The following is an 18,233-nucleotide window of genomic DNA, read 5'->3' on the forward strand; positions in this document are numbered from 1 at the left end:
GCCCGCCCCCGCCCCCCCCCCCCCCCCCCGGCCCGGCCCCCCCCAAAATATAAAACCCCCCCCCGGGCCGCCCCCGCCCCCCCCCCCCCCCCCCCCCCGCGGGGGGGGGGGGGGCCCCGTTCCGCGTTCAGGGGGTGTAGTCCGGGAAGAACTCGGTGACCTTGCAAGTGTCGCAGTGTCCGAGTGCTTTGCTCCACTGGGATGATCGAGGCCAATCGTCCGGCAGAGCATTCCGCACTCGAACCTTTCGCTTGGCATGCCCGAAGCGACTCGCGATGGAGCTCAACAGCTCTTGATATTCTTTGATCTTCGCCGCCCGCGGGTATACATGGTTCGCGTGGCTCGCGTCGTTCAGCATGTATTGACCGCGCGTTGCCACCGCCTTCTCGACCTCACCGATGAAATCACCGGCATCCCCGTGCCGAGGCTCACCGCATCTCTGATGCATTGTTCGAATGTTGTAGAGATGCTCCTCAAGATCGCCGCAGGAGCCGAGAATTCCACCCTTCTCCTTCTTGCTCCTTTCCAAGGCCGGGAGGTACTTCAACCCGTTCGGCCCCAGGACCTCGAACAGGTCACAGACCACCGCTTCCAAAGTCTGCCTAGCCAGGTTGCCGGCCGCACTGCGCAACCAGAACTGGTCATCCGCATCCGGATGTTCCACGAACAGGCGTTGGAGCCGATCGGCGTAGTCCTGCGTCGACCGGGGCTTGAATCGGGACCGCGGGGCGGAACCGGACTGCCGGTCCAACTCGATGTACCACTGCGCGACGCAGGGAATCCGATGACCGTGGTGCTGCCACAACAACCGGACCAGCCGGTGATCGTGGGTCAACACGACCACTTGTCGCCCCTTCCCCGACTCGGGCTCCAGCAAGCTGCCGATACCGTCCTTCGCGAACTTCTCCACCGTCCCGATGTCGAGCATGTCCGTCGGATCGTCGATGATCAGCGGGCCTCCTGGATTCTCGCGCTCCAGCGCGGCGAGATGGACGGCCAGGCCCAGCATGTCCAGCTGCGAATCCGAGAGACGCCCGAGCGCGGGGATCTTCCCGCCACTCACGTCCACTTTCAGGCTCGGCCTCACCGTCGATGACGCGACCTCCAGCCGGACAAGAGGCGTCAAGTCCGGAGCGAGCCGCTGCATCCACGAGTCGATCGCGTCCTGCAATTCTGCAATCTTCGCCGACAGAACCTCCCCGCGCCGTTCCTTGATGCGTGTGGCCGCGGCCGTCACCGCCTTCGCCACGGCGTCGTTACTACGCTGCCCGTAGACGGCGTCCGCTACCTCGTGAGCGTTTTCCAGAACCCATTTCACGTTCGCCGACTCGCCGGACTCCAAGCTGTGTAGCGCGGCCAGCCGCAAGGACTCTGCCGTGCGGGCTCGCCCTACCACGTCCTCCCTGGCATTCGCGAGTTCTCGTAACGTCACGACGACCGAGCTCAAGACCACATCGGACAGAGAATGTTCGGCCTTGCGCACCGAGTCCAGCAACCTGTCAACCAGCGCTTTCCACCTGGCCGCATCGCCCGTCAGCTGCCCGTAGGCGGTTCGGAACTCCTGGCCGTCGTCGCAGAACAGCCGCAGTGCGTCCTCGTCCCACTGCGGCAGGTTCCATTCGAGTCGGCAGTCCGCGATCGTCCGGAGGGCGCCGCGGACAGCGACGAGGAGACGCTCCGTTTCCTCCCGGTCCAGTCGTTCCTGGCGCGAAGTCGCGAGGGCGCTCGAAATAGCGTCGAGACGCGCCGATGACACGGTCCCGTCCGCACAAGCCGGACACGTCTCGTCCGACACCGCCACGGCCTTGAATGCTTCAAGGAGACGCATCATCGAGCCCTCTGCGTCTCCCCCCGAGCGCCGGTCAAGCCGCTCCCTGCCACGAAGCGGTTCGACAGCCGCCACGAGTTCACCCGGATCCGGCACGACCGGAGGTGGCGCCACGACAGCGCGCCAGGCGACGTCGAGCTCGGGCCGTTCAGCCGCGATACCGCGATCACCAGTCGAAGATTCGAAGCGTTCCCTCGCCTCGCACTCAACCCGCTTGGTGATCTCGTCCCGCGTCATGCTCTGAACATCGTGCTCCGACAGGAAGGACCGGACCGCTTCGCGCAGCCGCTCCGAACCAGGCACCTGCGTGTTTTCCATCGCCCGCGCGTGCTCCGTCAACGCATCCTGCGCCGCGTCCCACTTCGCCGAAAGTTCGTGCAGCCCCAACGCGTGGACGAGCCTTTCGGCGCGGTCCACCCCTTTGGCGTTCAAGATCTCACGCAACCGGCGGCGGGCGAGCAAGTGCACAGGAGGTTTCTCGACAGCCCCGTTCTGCCAGTCACCGTCCCAGTTCGAGCTCCGGACAGAGCCGTTCTCCACCCAGTCGATCAACACGCGCGGTTCGATACCAGCGGATTTCCCCTGCACGCTCGAATGCAATACGTACCGTTGATCCTTGATCTCGGACGCGGATGCCCCGGCCTGCGCAGCCCGGGTCGTCTTCCCGCTGGTGAACAGCTCGACCGCGTCGACGAGGCTGGTCTTGCCGGTGCCGTTCTCGGCGTAGACGATCGTGAGGCCGCGGGAGAGTTCGAGTTCCTGCTCCTCGCCGAAGGAGCGGATTCCTTGCACGCGAATGGATTCGATGTGCCCGTCGAACGGCAGTTCCGGCTCCGAGGCGGGGGTGGCCGTGAGCTCGTCAACGATCTCCTTCGCCACCGTCCCGGGCGGCTCGGACAACTCCTCGAGCCGCTCCTCGAGCCGTTCCTCGATCCGCCGGATGATCTCGCGCCCCAGGTCTTCTTCCACGGACACCGCACCTCGTTCCAGCATTCGACACACTGACTGCGACAAATGCGAACACTACTGGTGCCGACGGCCTAGGTTTTCATTTCCCCATTCAGCCGAATGAAAGGAATATGCCGACGCAGACCGTGCCCGGATCGGCGGAACGGATTGCTCCGTCAGCGGCGCCGGTACGTCGAGAGGGTGATGGAGGCGGTGACCGGGAACGGGGTCGGGAGCTCGGCGATGCGGGCCGGGAGGGTGTCGGCGGTGTGCCAGGCGTTGGGTCCCATGCCGACGAGGGTGGCGAGCTCGGCCGGGCCCAGGTGCAGCGGGAACTCGCGGGTGGTGGTGGCGATCGGGTCGAAGTGCCCCGCGAGCTGCTCGGCGAGCCGCTGCGGTTTCCGCTCGTCCACGCTGAGCAGGCCCAGCACCGAGACGAGTTCGCCCAGGTGACCGGAGTTCGGGGTGACCACCAGCAGGTGCCCGCCGGGGCGCAGCACGCGGTGCGTCTCGGCGGGGTTGCGCGGGGCGAACGCGTTGAGCACCGAGCCGACGGCGGCGTCGCGCAGCGGCAGTCCCTGCCAGGCGTCGGCGAGTACCGCGGACGCGCGCGGGTGCGCCTTCGCGGCGCGGCGGGAGGCGAACTTGGAGACGTCCAGCGCCACGCCGACCTCGCCGGGGACCCGGTCCAGCACCCGCGCCAGGTAGTGCCCGGTGCCCGCGCCCAGGTCCAGCAGCGGTCCACCGGTGTGGACTTCGGCCGCCGCGTCGGCCAGGGCCGTGGAGATCGGGTCGTAGTGGCCCGCGGCGAGGAAGTCGGCGCGGGCCGCGATCATCGGGGCGGTGTCGCCCGGCGCGGGGGCGCCCCGGCCGCCCAGCAGGCTCACGTAGCCCTGCTTGGCCAGGTCGAAGGAGTGGTTCGCGGCGCAGCGCAGCGCAGCACCATCCGGTTCCAGGCCCGCCCCGCAGTGCGGGCACGCCAACAGGCGCGCGACTTCGTCCAGCACTCGTTTCCCGCCTCCCCGACGCGGAATTCTAGGCGGCGCGCCGGGGCGCGATGACCGGGCCGCTCCCCCGCCGGCCGGCGCTCGGGTGCCGGGCCGCCGCGGTCCGGGGGCGGAGTAGGTTCCTCGGGACCGGGGAGGTGGGTGGGATGGGCGACGGCCTGCGTTGCGTCCGGCTCGACGACGGGTTCAGCTGCTACGTGCCGGAGAACTCGTCCGGCAGCACCGACGAGATCGGCTTCATCCACGCCGAGATCTTCCGCGACGAGTGCTACCTGCGCGGAGGCGTGGCGCTGCCCACCGACGCGGTGGTCGTCGACGTCGGTGCCAACGTCGGGCTGTTCAGCCTGTTCGTGAAGCGGCGGTGCCCCGCCGCCCGGATCCTCGCGCTGGAGCCGATGCCGGAGACGTTCCGCGCGCTGCGGGCGAACCTCGCGGGCGTCGACGGGGTGCGGGCGGTGCGGCAGGCCGTGGGCGCCGGTGCCGAGGACGCGGTCGCGTTCACCTACTTCCCGGACCTGCCGGGCAATTCGACCCGCTACCCGGGTACCAAGGAGCTCGCCCGGCAGCACCCCACCGCGGGTGCCCTGCTGGCGGACGCCCGCGAGGTGGTGCTGCCGGTCCGGCGGCTGTCCGAGGTGCTCGCCGAAGCCGGCCTGCCGGAGCGCATCGACCTGCTCAAGATCGACGTGGAGGGTGCCGAGGCCGACGTGCTCGCGGGGATCGACGACCGGGACTGGCCGCGGGTGCGGCAGGTCGTCGCCGAGGTGCAGGGGCATCGCGGCGAGGCCGAAGCCGTGCTGGAACTGCTGCGGGGCAAGGGTTTCAGCGCGGACGCGGGCGCCACCGAGGACGAGCTCGACGACCTCGGCACCCGCCTGATCACCGCCCGGCGACCGCCGTGCGCGTAGTCCTGACCTGCCTGCCGTTCCGCTCGCACCTGGTGCCGCTGCTGGCGCCGTGCGCGCACGCGCTGCGCCGCGCCGGGCACCGGGTGGCGGTGGCCTGCGCCGCCGGGATGGCGGACGTCGTCGCCGAGTGCGGGCTGGAGCACCTGCCGCTGCCGCGGGTGCGGACCCTCGACGCGCTGCTGCGCGATCCGGCGGTGTCCGGCAGCCCCGGCATGCCCGAGCACGCCGAGGCCACCGGTTCCGACCGGACCACCGTCGAAGCCCGCCGGGCTCCCGGCCCGCTGACCAGGGCGTTCGCCGGTCCGCTCGCCGGGGTGCTCGCCGACGACCTGATCGGGGCCGCGGCCCGCTGGCAACCGGACCTGGTCGTGCGGGAGTGCAACGAGTTCGGCGGCTACCTCGCGGCGGAACGGCTCGGGCTGCCGCACGCCGTGCTCGACATCGCCCCGCACAGCGCGCTGAACCTGCCGTTCGTGCGCGGTGCCGTCGACGAGCAGCGGGTGCGGCTCGGCCTGGACCCGGTGGACGACGTGCGGCACTCGTACCGGACGCTGGTCGCCGGGGTCGTCCCGCAGGAGTGGTACCCCCCGGAACTGCGCACCGCTCGCACCTACCGGCCGGTGCCCGTGGCGGGCGCCGACCGGCTGCCCGCCGAGTTCGCCGGCGTGCCCGGGGACCGGCCGCTGGTGCTGGCCGGGTTCGGCACGCTGGCGCCGGTGCTGATCCCGGAACTCGCGGCCGTGCAAGGGCTGCTGGTCGAGGCGCTGGGCCGGGTGCGCTGCACGGCGGTCGTGGCGCTCGGCAGCGACCCGCGGGAGTGGCGCGGGCCGCGGCCGGGCAACGTGCGGCTCGTCGAGCGCACCCCGCAGCGGGCGCTGCTGCACCGCGCGGACCTGTTCGTCTCGCACGGCGGGTTCGGCGGCGTGTTCGAGTCGCTGCTGACGGGGACCCCGGTGGTGGCGCTGCCGCTGTTCTCCGACCAGCCGGACAACGCGCGCCGCACCGCCGAACTGGGGCTCGGCGCCGAAGTGGACCTCGGGACGACGAGCCCGGCGGCGCTGGCGCGGGTGTGCGCCGAGGTGCTGGGCGACCGCGCGGTGCGGGACCGGGTGGAGCGGATGTCCCGGTCGCTGCGCGCGGCCCCGGACCTCGACGCGCTCGCCGCGGACCTCGTCGCCCACGCTCGCTGACCGGCGGGGCCCGCATTCGGCCGCGGCCACGTGGGCACCCCGAGTGGGAGGAGGGAGCGCGATGGGTTCCTGGTTCTGGGCGCCGGAGTACGCGCAGGCGCGGGAGGTGTGCACCCGACTGGTCGGCCTGGCGTACCTGCTGGGCTTCGCGGCTGCGGTGCACCAGTTCCGCCCGCTGGCCGGGGAGCACGGGCTCACCCCGGCACCGCGGTTCCTGCGCGCGGTGGGGTTCCGGCGCAGCCCGAGCCTGTTCCACCTGCACTACTCGGACCGCGCGTTCGGCGCGGTCGCCTGGACCGGGGTGCTGCTGGGCCTGGCGGCGGTGCTCGGCGTGGTGGCGGCGCTGCCGCTGTGGGCGTGGATGCTGGTGTGGCTGGTGCTGTGGGCGCTGTACCTGTCGATCGTGAACATCGGTCAGGTCTGGTACGGCTTCGGCTGGGAGTCGCTGCTGCTCGAAGCGGGCTTCCTGGTGATCTTCCTGGGCCCGGCGCACACCGCTCCCCCGGCGCCGGTGCTGTGGCTGCTGTGCTGGCTGCTGTTCCGCGTGGAGTTCGGCGCCGGGCTGATCAAGCTGCGCGGCGACTCCTGTTGGCGCGACCTGACGGCGCTGCACCACCACCACGAGACGCAGCCGATGCCGGGTCCGCTCAGCCGGTTCTTCCACCGGCTCCCCGGGCCGCTGCACGAGGCCGAAGTGCTGGCGAACCACGGGACGCAGCTGGTGGTGCCGTTCGCGCTGTTCGCGCCGCAGCCGATCGCGGACGTGGCGGCGGTGCTCGTCGTGCTCACCCAGTGCTGGCTGCTGCTGAGCGGCAACTTCGCCTGGCTGAACCTGGTCACGATCGCGCTGGCGTGCTCGGCGATGGACGACCGGCTGCTGCGGTTCCCCGCCCCGGAGATGCGGGATTCCCCGCTGTGGCACCAAGTCCTCGTGCTCGCGCTGGCGGCGGGGATGCTGGTGATCGCCCGCCACCCGGTGCGCAACATGCTCGGCCGCCACCAGGTGATGAACCGCAGCTTCAACCGGCTGCACCTGGGCGGCACGTACGGCGCGTTCGGTTCGGTGACTCGCACCCGCTACGAGGTCGTCGTCGAGGGAACTCCCGACCGCAGCGGGGGATCCGGCTGGCGCGAGTACGAGTTCCCCGGCAAACCGGGAGATCCGCGCCGCCGCCCGCCGCAGGTGGCGCCGTACCACCTGCGGCTGGGCTGGCTGCTCTGGTTCGTGGCGATCTCGCCGGGCTACGGCCGCGGCTGGATGCCCGCCCTGCTGCGCGGATTGCTGCGCGGCGACCGCGGGATCCGCCGCCTGCTGCGGCACGACCCGTTCCCGGACGAGCCGCCGGTGCTGGTCCGCGCGCGGCTGTACCGCTACCGCTTCGCGGACCGCGCCGAGCGCCGGGCGGGCCGCTGGTGGTCCCGCGAACCGGCGGGCGACCTGCTCCCGCCGATGTCGGCCGCGGACCTGCCCGGCTGACCGGTCACCAGGTGGGGCGCAGCGGCATGCCGGCGGCTCCGTCGTCGAGGCGGACGGCGAGCATCTGGTGCAGCTGGATGTTGTTCAGCTCGAAGCCCAGCCGCGAACCCGCCATGTACAGCCGCCAGATCCGCGCCCGCGCCGGACCGACCTCCCGCACCGCCTCGTCCCAGTGCGCCTCCAGGTTCGCGCACCAGTCCCGCAGCGTGAGCGCGTAGTGCTCGCGCAGGTTCTCGGTGTGCCGGACCTCGAACCCGTTGTCGTGCATCGCCGACATGAGCGTCCCGGGGCCTTCCAGCTCGCCGTCGGGGAACACGTAGCGGCCGATGAACTTGCCGGGCTTGGAGGCCCGGGTGCCGTCGGGCCGGGTGATGGAGTGGTTGAGGAACCGGCCGCCGGGCCGCAGCTTCGCGCGCATCGCGGAGAAGTAGGCGGGCAACTGCGCGAGTCCGATGTGCTCGGTCATGCCGATGGAGCTGATCGCGTCGAAGTCGGTCTCCGGCACGTCGCGGTAGTCCAGGTGCCGCACCTCGGCGAGGTCGGCGAGGCCGCGGTCCACGATGGCCTTCTGCGCCCACTGCGCCTGCTGCCGGGAGAGGGTGACGCCGATGGCCCGCACCCCGTAGTGCTCGGCCGCGTGCATCACCATGCCGCCCCAGCCGCAGCCGACGTCGAGCAGCCGCATGCCCTCCTGCAGCCCGAGCTTGCGCGCCACCAGGTCGTGCTTGCCGAACTGCGCCTGCTCCAGGGTGGCGTCGGCGTCCGGGTACACCGCGCAGGTGTAGGCCATCGACGGGCCCAGCACCCACTCGTAGAACCGGTTCGACACGTCGTAGTGGTAGGACACGGACTTGCTGTCCCGCAGCTTCGAGTGCCGCAGGCCGCCGCGCGGCCGGTACTCCTCCGGCGGCGGGCCGACCGGCCACCAGAACCGCTGCGCGCCGAGCCGGACCGCCAGGTCGAGCTTGGTGCGGGCGGGAACTTCCGCGATGGCGATCGACGGGAACCGGGACAGCGCCTCGTGCATGTCGCCGTGCACCTCCAGCGCCCCGGTGACGTAGGCCCTCGCGAGCCCCAGCTCGTCCGGGGAGGCCGCCAGGTGCGACAACGCCAGCGGAGAGCGGATCTCCACCGCGACGTCGGCTCCGGCCCGTCCCGCGCGGCTCCCGTCGTAGGCGCGGAACTCGACGTCGAGCCCGTCGCCCAGGATGCGCGGGAACACCTCTGCCCAACCCATGTTCGGTTCTCCTCCCTGCTGGCCCTACCGCTTGCCGACGCACTTCTCGTACAGGCCGGGAAGGCGGTCGTCCGGGTCGTAGCGCCGCTTCAACTTCTCGTAGGCGGGACGGTTGTAGAGCCGCCAGAACTCCTCCGGCTCGTAGAACGAGTCGGAGTACAGCGACTTGTGCCCGTCCAGTTCGCCGACCACGTCTTCGATGGCGCGGTTGTAGTAGCCCGGGGCGTCGCCCGGTTTGGTGTCCACTGCGGACCAGAAGCCCACGTTGACGTAGAGCTCCGCCGGATCCATCGGGTACAGCGACCAGCCCTGCGGGTCGCGCAGCCGGACCGGGCACAGCCAGACCGGTTCGATGCCGATCTCGCGGTGGAAGAACTCCAGGAACTCGGGCAGCCGGCGCACCGGGATCTCCACGTCCTGGATCACCGGTTCGCTGCCCGCGGCGCCGCGGGCGCGGGCGAGCCGGTCGGAGAACCCGGCGCGGCGGTCCCAGGCCACGATGCGCCGGTACACGTCGGAGCGGCGGTACTTGCGCGGCCACAGCGCGCGGACCGCGGGTCGCTGCACGCCGAACGCGCGGGAGCACCAGAACCAGTCGGTGTCCCAGCGCCACAGGTAGTCGTGGGTCGTCAGGTGGTCGGTCTGCTGCTCGCGCAGCGACCGGTAGTAGATGCGCCGGCCGGTGTAGTCGCTGGTGCCGGGCGCTTCGTCCACGTAGGTGCCGACGGTGAGGTACTGCTCGTCGGCGGCGAACACGGTGCCGTCGACGAAGTCGACGCGGTGGCCTTCGAACTCGCCGTCGCGGCAGATCTCCTCGATGGCGGCGGTGCACTCCTCGGCGGTGGAGAACCGGATGTGCCGCAGCCGCACGTAGGGCCGGGTGCGTTCGACCTCCACTTCGAGGCGCAGCGCGTAGCCGAGGGTGCCGTAGGAGTTCGGGAAGCCGCGGTAGAGGGCGGCGTGCTCGTTGTCCGGCCGAGCCACCACGACCTCGCCGGAGCCGGTGAGAATCTCCATCTCGCGCACCGATTCGTGCGGCAGGCCGCTGCGGAACGAGCTGGCCTCGATGCCGAGCCCGGCGACCGCGCCGCCGAGGGTGATCGTCTTGAGCTGCGGGATGACCAGCGGCATCCGCCCGGTGGGCAGGTGCGCGGCGACGACGGTCTCGTAGGTGGCCATGCCCTGCACCTGCGCGGTGCCCGCGTCGGGGTCGACGGACAGGACGCGGTTCAGCCTGCCCACGTCGAGGCCGGTGGTGCTGCTGGGGGCGCGGAACCGGAACAGGTTGCTGGTGGGCTTCGCGAGCCGCACCTGCTGTCCGGGCGGGATCTTCGCGTACTGGTCGACCAAGGCGGCGACCTCGTCGGAGTGGTTCGCTGACACGGCTCCCGAGGTACCCGGATCGACTCCCATGGCTTCGACCCTATTGCTCCGGCGGGGACCCGGCATCCCACTTCTGCCAGCTCGTCGGCCTGCGAGCACCGGCACGTCCGGACAAATCGCCCATTTCCCGATCGGCCGGCCTGCGGCGGGCGGAACCCGATTCAGTTGCGTCACGCAACCGATTTCGCAGGTCACCCGACCAGGCGAGACCCGGCACCCCCGGCCCGCGGTAGTCGCCCGACCAGGCCCGTTGCGCCGATCGAGCGATCTCGATCACACCGGTCGCCGCGGCCGCCCGAACGGCCCAGCCCGTGCCCACCCGGCCACCGAGCGTGCGCCGGGCGGCGGACCCGCGCGGACGGGCCGCCCGCGGCGGGGTCAGCGGGCGCGGCGCAAGGCGTAGGCGCGCAGGCCGCGGAAGCTCTGCACCTTCGTCGGGCCGATCGACGTCAGCGAGTACGCCGGGTGCGCCCGCAGCGAGGTCGCCAGCTCCCGGTCCACCAGCGCCGACGCCGGCCGCGCCACCGAGGTGAGCCTGCTGGCGATGTTCACCGTGGACCCGTAGACGTCGCCGAACCGCGCCAGCACCGGGCCCTGCGCCAAGCCGATCCGCAGCGGCGGCAGCTTGCCGGAACCGGGAATCCGCTCGTTCAGCGTCAACGCGATCTCGGCGGCGTCGGCCGCGGTGTCGGTGACGAACAGGACCTCGTCGCCGACGGTCTTCACGATGCGGCCGCGGTTCTCCGCGACCACCGCCGTCGCGGTCTCCTCGAACTCGTCGATGAGCCTGCCCAGCTCGACCTCGCTGAAGTCGCGGATCAGGCGGGTGTAGCCGACCAGGTCGGCGAAGCCGATCACCTGGAGCCGCTCGTCGCCGTCCCCGACCTGCTCGGTCAGCTCGCGCGCCGCGGTCGCCGCGAGGTGCCTGCGCCACACGTAGCCCTGCAGGTCCTCCATCACCGGGGTGATCGCCTCGGCGAACTGCGCGGTCACGTCCAGGTCCTCGGCGAAGCGGTCGCCGAGCACCGAGCGGAAGATCGCCACCTGCCACTCGGCGAGCCGCGACATGGTCTGCGCCAGGGTGCGGGCGACCGCCGTCTCCAACTCCGCGGTGATCACGTCGGCGGAGACGAGCTGCACGAGCATGCGCACCGCCCGCACGTCCGCGTCGGTGAACACCACCTCGTGGTCCTCGACGTGGGCGAAGCCCATCGCCTGCCACAACCGCTCCGCGCGGGCGAGCTCCACGCCTGCCGCCTCGGCGACGGCCGCCTTGGTGTACTTCGGTTCGCCGCCTAGCAGCGCCTTCTCGACCTCGTGGCCCAGCGGGGATTCCGCTTGGCCGCGAGGCCCGTCCTCATCGCGAGGTCCGGACAACGAGCACATCACAATCCGCCCGGCGGGAGACCTCGGAAGGCACCGAGCCGAGCAATCGGCCTTTGAGCGTGTTCAAACCCCTGCTGCCCACCACGAGCAGATCCGCCGACACCTTGCCCGCGACCTCCACCAGCGACGTCACCGGCGCGCCCACGACCGCGACCGTCTCCACCTCGGTGGCGCCGGTCTGCGCGGCCAGGTCGGCGGCCTCCAGCAGCGTCTGCTCCGCCGGGGCCGAGCCGATCACCTGGAACGCCTCGCCGCCCAGCTCGTCCTGGGCCTGCTCGACCTCGCGCTCGCTGCTCGGGTAGTAGGCGCACACGATGACCAGTGTGGCCGACGTGTCGGCGGCCACCGCCGCCGCCTTCGTCACCGCTCGCAACGAGGGCGTCGACCCATCCGTTCCGACGACGACACTCCGGTAGCTGGACATCAGCCGATCACCCTCCATCGCGTGACGCGCGCGGCGCGCGGACGTGAACACTAACGACCGGGCGGCACGCGCGTCACGCCGTTCGGGCAAGACTTCCCCAGGAGCACGCGCGCGCTCGCGCGAACGCGTCGAATCGTGATCTCGATCGATCATCGTGTGGATCGACAACGGGCGGCCCGGAACGTCGTCGCGCCCCACAACCACCCGGGTGGTGCGGGGCGCGTACGTTTCCCGCCAACTTCGAAGATGATCAGGAGGACGCGATGGCGGAACCTGGGCTCAGCCCCGGCAAGGGGATCCTGCGGCGCAAACCCATCGACGCGATCAGCGAGGACGATGGCGAGTCCGGCGGGCTCCAGCGCACCCTCGGGTTGTGGCAGCTGACCGCGATCGGCGTCGGCGGCATCATCGGCGCGGGCATCTTCTCGCTCGCCGGGGCCGTCGCCCACGGCAAGGCCGGTCCCGCGGTGCTGGTCTCGTTCCTCATCGCGGGGATCGCCAGCGCCGCGGCGGCGTTCTCCTACGCCGAGTTCGCGGGGATGATCCCGAAAGCCGGTTCGGCCTACACCTACGGCTACGCGGTGCTCGGCGAGATCGTCGGCTGGCTCATCGGCTGGGACCTGCTGCTGGAGTACACCGCGATCGTGTCCGTGGTGGCCATCGGCATCTCCGGGTACTTCACCGAGCTGCTCGGGTTCCTGCACGTCGAGCTGCCGCTGTGGATGGTCGGCGCCCCGGGCACCGAGGGCGGGGACGCGCCACCCGGCAGCTACAAGATCAACCTGTTCGCGGTGCTGCTGTGCCTGCTCATCGCGTTCGTGCTCAACCAGGGCATGAAGAACGCCGCCCGGTTCGAGACCGCGCTGGTCTACCTCAAGGTCGGCGTCGTGCTGCTCGTCGTCATCGTCGGCGCGTTCCACATCAACGCGGGCAACTACACGCCGTTCTTCCCGTTCGGCATCGGCGGTGCCATCACCGGCGCGGCGACCGTGTTCTTCGCGGTGTTCGGCTACGACGCGATGTCCACCGCGGCGGAGGAGTCCAAGGACTCGCAGAAGCACATGCCGAAGGCGATCCTGTACTCGCTGATCATCTCGATGGTGCTGTACGTGCTGGCCTGCCTGGTGCTGACCGGCATGATCCCGTACCAGGAGATCAGCGAGGAGAGCGCGTTCGCCACCGCGTTCGCCGACGTGGGCCTGCCCGTGGTCGGCGCGATCATCGCCGTCGGCGCCATCCTCGGCATCCTCACCGTGCTGTTCACCTTCATGCTCGGCGCCACCCGCGTCGGGTTCGCCATGTCCCGCGACGGGCTGCTGCCGAAGTGGTTCTCCCGCACCCACCCGGTGCGGAAGGTGCCGTCCCGGTTCACCTGGCTCATCGGCATCGTCTCCGCCGTGTTCGCCGGGCTGCTGCCCATCGAGGAGGCCGCGGAGCTCACCAACATCGGCATCCTGCTGGCGTTCGTCGTGGTCTGCGCCGCGGTGATCGTGCTGCGCTACAAGCGGCCCGAGCTGCCGCGCGGGTTCCGCACGCCCGGCATGCCGGTGGTGCCGCTGATCGGCATCGTGTTCTCGCTGTGGCTGGTGACGTTCCTGGCGCCGGAGACGTGGCTGCGGTTCGGCGTCTGGTTCGCGATCGGGCTGGTGGTATATGCGGCGTACGGCTACCGCCACTCGAAGATGAACCAGCGCTCCGACGACTCGGCGTGACCGCCTGTCTCCCCGCTTCTGCTGCGTAGTGGTGGGGTGGCGGAACCTCAGCCGCTTCCTCGCTGCGGGATCTTTTTCCCAAGTGGCTCCGCCACGAGGGAAAAAGCTGTCCTCTCGAGGAAGCGGCTGAGAACCCGCGGGTGGTCCGGTTGCGTGCTGGGTCGCCGCTCAGCGGCTTCGCCGCTGACAGGACAAAGCCACGAACCGCCGGGGAGGTTCGACGGTCGGCCGTCATCCCGGCCTCCGGTGGGTGGTGAGTCGACGATCACCTGATCGGCCCCGGGTGCGGTGCAGTGCGTCACAGCGCGCCCGGGGGCCCGAGATCTAGGGTTGCCGGGGCCGTCGAGCTCGGCGGCACCGGTGCGGACCGGCCGAAGCAGCCGAGAGCCGGCCGGTCCTCAACGTCGAGGGGTGTGCGCCGTGACGCGAGTCCGCGAACTGAGCCCGTACGTCGAACTGCACCGCAAGCAGTGGCGGGAGCTCAGCGACTCGCTGCCGCTGCCCCTCACCCACTCCGAGCTGGAGGCGCTGCGCGGCCTCGGCGAACCCGTCGACCTCGACGAGGTCGCCGACGTCTACCTGCCGCTGTCCCGCCTGATCAACCTGCAGGTCGCCGCGCGGCAGCGGCTGCACGACAGCACCACCACGTTCCTCGGCGAGACCGCGCCGAAGGTGCCGTTCGTGATCGGCCTCGCCGGCAGCGTCGCCGTCGGCAAGTCCACCACCGCGCGCATCCTGCGGGCGCTGCTGGCGCGCTGGCCCGACCACCCGCAGGTCGACCTGGTCACCACCGACGGGTTCCTGCACTCCAAGGCCGAACTGGTCCGGCGCGGCATCATGCACCGCAAGGGCTTCCCGGAGAGCTACGACCGGCGGGCGCTGCTGCGCTTCGTCACCGAGGTCAAGTCCGGGGCCGAGTCGGTGACCGCGCCGGTGTACTCGCACCTCGCCTACGACATCCTGCCCGGGCACGAGCAGGTGGTGCGGCAGCCGGACATCCTCATCGTGGAAGGGCTCAACGTCCTGCAGCCCGGGCCGAGCCTCGCCGTGTCCGACCTGTTCGACTTCTCCATCTACGTGGACGCGCACACCGACCACATCGAGCGCTGGTACACCGACCGGTTCCTGGCGCTGCGCGGCACCGCGTTCGCCGACCCCGAGTCGCACTTCCACCACTTCGCCGGCCTCTCCGACGAGGACGCGCGGGCCGAGGCGCACCACCTGTGGCACACCATCAACCGGCCCAACCTGGTGGACAACATCCTGCCGACCCGGCCGCGCGCCACCCTGGTGCTGCGCAAGGACGGCGACCACGCCATCAACCGGGTGCGGCTGCGCAAGCTCTGATCAACGGCCCTGCCTGCGGTGCAGGAGCAGGTGCAGCTGCGTCGTCAGGCGTTCGGCGGGGTCCGCGAGGTCGATGCCGGTGATCTCGCCCGCGCGGCGGATGCGGTGCCGCAGCGTGTTCGGGTGCACGTGCAGCGCGGCGCTCGCGGACCGCACGTCGCCGAAGTGCTCCAGGTACGCCAGCACCGACCGCGCCAGCGCCCCCGAGTGCTCGGCGTCGTGGGCGAACAGCGCGTCCAGCCGCGGGTCGCGGAACCGCTCGTTGCCGCCGAGCACCGTCAGCAGCTCGCTGAGCACCACGCGGGAGCGCACGTCGGCGATGGTGGCGATCGGCGCGTCCAGGTCGTGGCCCATCGCGTCCAGCACCCGGTCCGCCTCGGCGCGCGAGTGCGGCACCTCGTCCAGCCCGGCCACCACCGAACCCACCCCGGCCTGCACCGCGGCCCGCAGCTGCTGCCCGGCGGCGGCCGCGATCTCCCTGGTCATGCCGAGCACCCCGGGCAGCGCGTGCACCGGCAGGTCCGGCAGCAGCACGTACACCCGCGAGCCGAGCGTCGTCACCAGCGCGCTGCGCCGGTAGGCGGCGGCGTGCACCGAGATCAACCCGGTCATCTCGGCGCGCTCCAGCTCCAGCTCCGGCCGGTTCGACACCCCGGCCCGGCCGCGCAGCGCGAACACCACGACCACCGCGGGCCGGGACGCGTCGGCGCCTATGTTGCCCGCGACGCTGGCCGCGTCGACCTTGCCGTCGAGCAGCCCGATCAGCAGGTTCTCCCGCAGCCGGGGGGCGGCGCTGGCCTCGGCGCGCTGCCGGATCAGTTGCACGGCAGCGACCCGAGCTGCGCCGAGCAGCGCGCGCTGCGACCGCTCCTCCAGCGGACGGGACCCCTCCTGCACCCAGATGGTGCCCAGCGGCTGCGCGCCCGCGTGGATGCCGACCGCCATCCGGCGCCGGATGCCCAGGTCGGGGCGTTCGTCGACGCCCACGACCTCCTCGCCGGAGCGCAGCCGCTCGTACACGCCCCACTCACGCAGCATCGCCAGGTACGGCTCCGGGCCGCGGCGGCCCAGGATGGACAGCCTGCGCAGCTCGTCCACCTCGTCGTCGGAGCGGGAGTAGGCGAGGACCCGGCTGGCGGTGTCCTCGATGCTGACGCTGCCGCCGGTCATGGCCGCGACGGTCTGGGCGAGCGCGAACAGGTCTCCCGGCGCCTCCCCCGCGTCCGCTTCGACGGTGAGCCGCGCGTTGTCCACGACGGTGCGCACCAGCGACTCCAGCTGCTCCCAGCGCACCTCCGGCCACACCCCGAACAGGGCGATGCCGGCGTCCAGCGCGGCGTCCCGGAGCACCGCCGCGTCCTGCTCGGCCTGGGTCTTCACCGCCACCGCGGCGGCCCCGTCCCGCGCGGCGGACCGGACCTGGCGCAGCGCGGAGCGGCCGCGGGCGCCGATCACCAGCACCAGGTCGCCGGGGTTGGCCGCCGCGTCCTCGTCGGGTTCGGCGATCACCACGTCCCGCACGTCCACGTCCAGGCCGGCCGGGGCGGCGAGCAGGTCGATCAGCGGTTCGCCGACGGCGACGAGCAGCTGCCGCAGCGGCGCTCCGGGCGCGGCCGGGCCACGCGGGTCCTCGTCCAACCGAACAACACGCTCCCCTCAACGATGGCCGATCGTACAGCCGCAGCGGCCCGTCCCGCTCCTACTGTTCTGGGTATTCCAGAACCCCAGCCGACCCGCGAGGAGGCGACAGGCATGGACGCCATCACCACCGTCCCAGCCCCGAGCAACGAACCGGTCAAGTCCTACGCCCCCGGCTCCGCCGAGCGGGAATCGCTGCACAAGCGCATCGCCGAGCTCGAATCCGAGCGCCTCGACCTCACGTCCACCATCGACGGCGTGCAGCGGATGGCGGGCGGCGACCGCTTCGACGTGGTGCAGCCGCACGACCACGCGCACGTGCTCGGCACCTCCGCGCAGGCCACCCGCGAGGACGTCGCCGACGCGGTGCGCGCCGCCAAGAACGCCGCCCCCGGCTGGGCCGCCACCCCGTTCGACGAGCGCGCCGCGGTGCTGCTGCGCGCCGCCGACCTGCTCGCCGGGCCGTGGCGGGACACCATCAACGGCGCCACCGTGCTCGGGCAGTCCAAGTCGGTGCAGCAGGCCGAGATCGACGCGGCCTGCGAGTTCATCGACTTCCTGCGGTTCAACGTGCACTACGCGCGCCGCATCCTCGCCGAGCAGCCCACCTCGGTGCCGAACGAGTGGAACCGGATGGAGTACCGGCCGCTGGACGGTTTCGTCACCGCCATCACCCCGTTCAACTTCACCGCCATCGCCGGGAACCTGCCCACCGCGCCCGCGCTGATGGGCAACACCGTGGTGTGGAAGCCGACGCCGTCGCAGCAGTTCGCCGCGCACTTCACCATGCGGATGTTCGAGGCCGCCGGGCTGCCCCCGGGCGTGATCAACCTGGTCACCGGGGACGGGCAGGCCGTCAGCGAGGTCGCGCTGGCCGACCCGGACTTCGCGGGCCTGCACTTCACCGGCTCGACCGGCACGTTCAAGAAGCTGTGGCGCACCGTCGCCGAGAACCTCGACTCCTACCGCAGCTACCCGCGGATCGTCGGCGAGACCGGCGGCAAGGACTTCATCGTGGTGCACCCGTCGGCGGACCCGGCCCCGCTGGCCACCGCGTTCGCCCGCGGCGCCTTCGAGTACCAGGGGCAGAAGTGCTCGGCGGCGTCCCGCGCCTACGTGCCGCGCTCGATCTGGGAGGGCGGGCTGCGCGACGAGCTGGCGGAGCTGACCCGGACGATCAGCTTCGGCGACGTCACCGACTTCGGCCACTTCGGCGGCGCGGTCATCGACGCGCGGGCGTTCGCGAAGCACAAGACCGCGCTGGAGCGGGCCCGCACCACCTCCTCGATCGAGGTGCTGGCCGGTGGCGGCTGCGACGACTCGGTCGGCTACTTCGTCGAGCCGACGGTGCTGGTCTGCGACGACCCGGCCGACGAGGTGTTCACCACCGAGTACTTCGGGCCGATCATCGCGGTGCACGTCTACGACGACGCCCGCTACGCGGAGATCCTCGACGTGGTCGACGCGTCCAGCCCGTACGCGCTGACCGGCGCTGTGTTCGCCACCGACCGGTCCGCGATCGAGCTGGCGCACCGGAAGCTGCGGCAGGCGGCGGGGAACTTCTACGTCAACGACAAGCCCACCGGGTCCATCGTGTCCCGCCAGCCGTTCGGCGGGGGCCGTGCCTCCGGCACCAACGACAAGGCCGGGTCGATGTTCAACATCCAGCGCTGGACCAGCCCGCGCGCCATCAAGGAGACGTTCGTCGCGCCCACCGGGCTCGGCTACCCGCACATGGACTGATCCGA

General features: G+C 71.4%; 13 protein-coding genes. 6 read left to right on the forward strand and 7 right to left on the reverse strand.

The genetic code is table 11. The features are described 5' to 3' along the window. Positions 1–127: 127 nt before the first annotated feature. Positions 128–2,797 (reverse strand): AAA family ATPase, encoded by a 2,670-nt coding sequence (locus LCD31_RS04715; protein ID WP_224956208.1) that lies wholly within the window; start codon positions 2,795–2,797, stop codon positions 128–130. 155 nt (positions 2,798–2,952) lie between these two features. Further along, entirely contained in the window at positions 2,953–3,783 is an 831-nt protein-coding gene (locus LCD31_RS04720; protein WP_224956209.1) for a putative RNA methyltransferase, read from the reverse strand. Between the two features lie 146 nt (positions 3,784–3,929). On the opposite strand from LCD31_RS04720, the gene LCD31_RS04725 reads away from it, so the two are divergent. The 3 genes from LCD31_RS04725 (at position 3,930) to LCD31_RS04735 (ending at position 7,358) form a co-directional block, all read left to right on the forward strand. Beyond that, entirely contained in the window at positions 3,930–4,691 is a 762-nt protein-coding gene (locus tag LCD31_RS04725) for an FkbM family methyltransferase (protein WP_224956210.1), read from the forward strand. Further along, a complete protein-coding gene (locus LCD31_RS04730) occupies positions 4,682–5,881 on the forward strand; it encodes a glycosyltransferase (protein WP_224956211.1) in 1,200 nt (399 codons plus the stop codon). The genes LCD31_RS04725 and LCD31_RS04730 overlap by 10 nt, the downstream gene beginning before the upstream one ends. Positions 5,882–5,942: 61 nt before the next feature. Next, positions 5,943–7,358, forward strand: coding sequence for a lipase maturation factor family protein (locus LCD31_RS04735; protein ID WP_224956212.1), 1,416 nt, complete (start codon positions 5,943–5,945; stop codon positions 7,356–7,358). Between the two features lie 4 nt (positions 7,359–7,362). Here LCD31_RS04735 and LCD31_RS04740 read toward each other — a convergent pair whose 3' ends face one another. The 4 genes from LCD31_RS04740 to LCD31_RS04755 all read right to left on the reverse strand — a co-directional run bounded on the left by LCD31_RS04740 (position 7,363) and on the right by LCD31_RS04755 (position 11,788). After that, on the reverse strand, positions 7,363–8,595 hold the full coding sequence (locus tag LCD31_RS04740) for a cyclopropane-fatty-acyl-phospholipid synthase family protein (protein ID WP_224956213.1): 1,233 nt from the start codon (positions 8,593–8,595) through the stop codon (positions 7,363–7,365). Positions 8,596–8,619: 24 nt separating this feature from the next. After that, positions 8,620–10,008, reverse strand: coding sequence for an FAD-binding oxidoreductase (locus tag LCD31_RS04745; RefSeq protein WP_224956214.1), 1,389 nt, complete (start codon positions 10,006–10,008; stop codon positions 8,620–8,622). A gap of 348 nt (positions 10,009–10,356) precedes the next feature. Then, positions 10,357–11,355, reverse strand: a complete 999-nt coding sequence (locus tag LCD31_RS04750; RefSeq protein ID WP_224956215.1) for an adenylate/guanylate cyclase domain-containing protein — start codon at positions 11,353–11,355, stop codon at positions 10,357–10,359. Beyond that, positions 11,336–11,788 (reverse strand): universal stress protein, encoded by a 453-nt coding sequence (locus LCD31_RS04755; protein WP_224956216.1) that lies wholly within the window; start codon positions 11,786–11,788, stop codon positions 11,336–11,338. Before LCD31_RS04755 ends, LCD31_RS04750 begins: the two co-directional genes overlap by 20 nt. A gap of 263 nt (positions 11,789–12,051) precedes the next feature. Between LCD31_RS04755 and LCD31_RS04760 the strand changes: the two genes are divergently transcribed. Both LCD31_RS04760 and coaA read left to right on the forward strand, forming a co-directional pair. Further along, positions 12,052–13,500 carry an amino acid permease gene (locus LCD31_RS04760; RefSeq protein WP_224956217.1) on the forward strand — a complete coding sequence of 483 codons (1,449 nt, stop codon included), beginning with the start codon at positions 12,052–12,054 and terminating at the stop codon, positions 13,498–13,500. A gap of 420 nt (positions 13,501–13,920) precedes the next feature. Next, positions 13,921–14,847, forward strand: a complete 927-nt coding sequence (coaA, locus tag LCD31_RS04765) for a type I pantothenate kinase (protein WP_224956218.1) — start codon at positions 13,921–13,923, stop codon at positions 14,845–14,847. On the opposite strand, the gene LCD31_RS04770 is transcribed toward coaA, so the two are convergent. Then, positions 14,848–16,485 (reverse strand): CdaR family transcriptional regulator, encoded by a 1,638-nt coding sequence (locus tag LCD31_RS04770; RefSeq protein WP_224956219.1) that lies wholly within the window; start codon positions 16,483–16,485, stop codon positions 14,848–14,850. Between the two features lie 114 nt (positions 16,486–16,599). Between LCD31_RS04770 and pruA the strand changes: the two genes are divergently transcribed. Beyond that, positions 16,600–18,228, forward strand: a complete 1,629-nt coding sequence (pruA, locus tag LCD31_RS04775) for an L-glutamate gamma-semialdehyde dehydrogenase (protein WP_224956220.1) — start codon at positions 16,600–16,602, stop codon at positions 18,226–18,228. Positions 18,229–18,233: the final 5 nt, after the last annotated feature.

The organism is Saccharopolyspora sp. 6M (assembly GCF_020176775.1).
Classification (GTDB): Bacteria; Actinomycetota; Actinomycetes; order Mycobacteriales; family Pseudonocardiaceae; genus Saccharopolyspora_C; species Saccharopolyspora_C gregorii.